Here is a 2,500-nt window from a genome sequence, read left to right on the forward strand (position 1 = left end):
TGGGGACTGGTTGCGGGGGCAGGATTTGAACCTGCGGCCTTCAGGTTATGAGCCTGACGAGCTACCGGGCTGCTCCACCCCGCGGGGGTGGTGGTGTGTGTTGTTGTGGGGTGGATCAGGGGACCTGGCGGCGACCGACTTTTCCGCATCTTGAGATGCAGTATCATAGGCGCTGGGGCGTTTCACGGCCGAGTTCGGGATGGGATCGGGTGGAAGTCTCCCGCCATAGCCACCAGGTCTTCTGATCCACCCGACCTGTGGTGTGTCGGTGTGGGAGGTTGGTGTTTTGTGTATGATGAGTGTGATTGCGTGGATGATTGCTATGCATGTGTATGCTCTGTTTAACAGAGCGTTGTGTGAGCGATATGGGCGATTAGGACCGGTTAGCTTCACGTGTTACCACGCTTCCACACCCGGCCTATTGACGTGATGGTCTTTCACGGCCCTGTGAGACCTCGTTTTGAGGTGGGTTTCCCGCTTAGATGCTTTCAGCGGTTATCCCGTCCATACTTAGCTACCCGGCTGTGCCGCTGGCGCGACAACCGGTACACCAGAGGTATGTTCATCCCGGTCCTCTCGTACTAGGGACAAATCCTCTCAAGTCTCATACACCCACGGCAGATAGGGACCGAACTGTCTCACGACGTTCTAAACCCAGCTCACGTACCACTTTAATCGGCGAACAGCCGAACCCTTGGGACCTGCTCCAGCCCCAGGATGTGATGAGCCGACATCGAGGTGCCAAACCTCCCCGTCGATGTGGACTCTTGGGGGAGATCAGCCTGTTATCCCTAGAGTACCTTTTATCCGTTGAGCGATGGCCCGTCCACGTGGGACCACCGGATCACTATGGCCGACTTTCGTCTCTGTTCGAGCTGTCACTCTCACAGTCAGGCGGGCTTATGCCATTGCACTCGACAGTCGGTTTCCGACCGACCTGAGCCCACCATCGCGCGCCTCCGTTACACTTTGGGAGGCGACCGCCCCAGTCAAACTGCCCACCATGCAGGGTCCCGGACCAGGCTAGACTGGTCTCGGTTAGACATCAGAAAAATTCAGGGTGGTATTTCAAGGACGGCTCCACCGGTACTGGCGTCCCGGGTTCAAAGCCTCCCACCTATCCTACACAGAATGTCTCTGATGCCACTGCAAAGCTGCAGTAAAGGTTCATAGGGTCTTTCCGTCTGACCGCGGGTACCCCGCATCTTCACGGGGAATTCAATTTCGCTGAGCCGATGCTGGAGACAGTGGGGAAGTCGTTACGCCATTCGTGCAGGTCGGAACTTACCCGACAAGGAATTTCGCTACCTTAGGACCGTTATAGTTACGGCCGCCGTTTACCGGGGCTTCAATTCAATGCTTGCACATCTCCTCTTAACCTTCCGGCACCGGGCAGGCGTCAGGCCGTATACGTCGTCTCTCGACTTCGCACAGCCCTGTGTTTTTACTAAACAGTCGCTACCCCCTGGTCTGTGCCACCCGCCTGTGGTTGCCCACGGACGGGTCTCGCTTATCCCGAAGTTACACGAGCAATTTGCCTAGTTCCTTCAGCATCGTTCTCTCAAGCGCCTTGGTATTCTCTACCAGTCCACCTGTGTCGGTTTCGGGTACGGTCTATATGCCAGAGCTGTTTCCTGGAATGCTCCAAAAGCCTGGTCAATCCAATAAGACCAGACAACATATCGCATTCGTCACTTCTGGCAGGCCCAGTAATATTCAACTGGTTCCCATCGACTACGGCTTTCGCCCTCGCCTTAGGGGCCGGCTCACCCTGCGTGGATTAACCTTGCGCAGGAACCCTTGGACTTTCGGCGACAGTGTTTCTCGCACTGTTTGTCGCTACTCATGTCAGCATTCGCACTTCCGATATCTCCAGAGAGGGTCACCCCGTCTCCTTCGCAGACCTACGGAACGCTCCGCTACCGCGCATATCAAGGATATGCACCCACAGCTTCGGCACGTGGCTTGAGCCCCGTTACATTTTCGGCGCAGGGTTTCTATTAGACCAGTGAGCTATTACGCTTTCTTTAAAGGATGGCTGCTTCTAAGCCAACCTCCTGGTTGTTTTGGAATCCCCACATCCTTTCCCACTTAGCCACGATTTGGGGGCCTTAGCTGGTGGTCTGGGCTGTTTCCCTCTCGACAATGGACCTTAGCACCCACTGTCTGTCTGCCACGCTCATACTCCTCGGTATTCGGAGTTTGGTTAGGTTTGGTAAGACTTTGGGTCCCCCTAGCCCATCCAGTGCTCTACCCCCGAGGGCAATACGTGACGATCTACCTCAATAGATTTCGCGGAGAACCAGCTATCTCCGAGTTTGATTGGCCTTTCACCCCTAGCCACAGCTCATCCCCGACTTTTTCAACAGGCGTGGGTTCGGCCCTCCAGTGCGTGTTACCGCACCTTCAGCCTGGCCATGGCTAGATCACTCGGTTTCGGGTCTTCTGCCAGCAACTCATGCGCCCTGTTCAGACTCGCTTTCGCTACGCCTACACCTAC

General features: G+C 55.8%; 1 tRNA gene and 2 rRNA genes (1 of these 3 cut by a window edge). All 3 read right to left on the reverse strand.

Annotated elements, in window-relative coordinates:
- Positions 1-7 precede the first annotated feature (7 nt).
- A tRNA-Met gene (locus SSA02_RS12570) sits at positions 8-84 on the reverse strand.
- Between the two features lie 38 nt (positions 85-122).
- Positions 123-237 (reverse strand): 5S ribosomal RNA (gene rrf, locus SSA02_RS12575).
- Positions 238-353: 116 nt separating this feature from the next.
- Positions 354-2,500: ribosomal RNA gene (locus SSA02_RS12580) — 23S ribosomal RNA — on the reverse strand (it continues 594 nt past the right edge of the window).

Origin of the sequence: Swaminathania salitolerans (genome assembly GCF_007988945.1) — a bacterium.
GTDB lineage: Bacteria > Pseudomonadota > Alphaproteobacteria > Acetobacterales > Acetobacteraceae > Swaminathania > Swaminathania salitolerans.